Genomic DNA, 625 nt, shown 5'->3' with positions numbered 1-625 from the left:
GATTTACTACAACAAGAATTTGGAGAAGATCAGCCTTATATGAGCACCTTAAAAAAAGGCAGCGCTATGCTTGTAGAGGTTGTAAAAGTTCCTGACTGGAAAAATTACAGCATATCTAAAGAAGAATCTATTAAAGTAGTAAAAACAGAAGGGTATAATAAACAAGAATTTGTTGGCGCAGGTTTATCTTTTTATGAATTTAGTTTTACTTTTAATGCAGAAGTACCTTTTGAGTTTGAAGGCTGGAGTAATGGTATAGATTTACGGAAGGTAGATAGTACACTTTTAAAACAAAAAATAATCAATTATTTTAAAAGCTATCAAAAAAAATACGAAGAAAAAGATGTGAACGCAATAGTGAATTTAAACTATAATTTCACTTTAAGAAATGTTACAACTCAATACCAAAGTAAACAACAACTTAAAGAAATATGGCAAGAATATAATAATGATTTAACCATCAATGATAAAAAGTTTCAACCATTAAAAAACTATGAATTAGCTTTTTTTGGAGATGGAAAAATAGCAACTCTAAAGCATAGTAGTCATTTAGATGGAGACTCTCGTTTAAGAGGACATTCAGCATTATTTTTTTTGTATGAAAATCAAAGTTTGTTTCGTTCCT

1 protein-coding gene is annotated in these 625 nt (G+C 28.8%); it reads left to right on the top strand.

Annotated features, from left to right (window positions below; genetic code table 11):
• On the top strand, positions 1–625 hold a 625-nt coding region (locus tag M4I21_RS03985), incomplete at both ends, for a hypothetical protein (RefSeq protein ID WP_249557823.1).

The organism is Cellulophaga sp. 20_2_10, from assembly GCF_023476645.1.
Classification (GTDB): domain Bacteria; phylum Bacteroidota; class Bacteroidia; order Flavobacteriales; family Flavobacteriaceae; genus Cellulophaga.
Note: the sequence above shows the minus strand (reverse complement) of the source record. Positions and strands in the feature narration are given on the sequence as shown.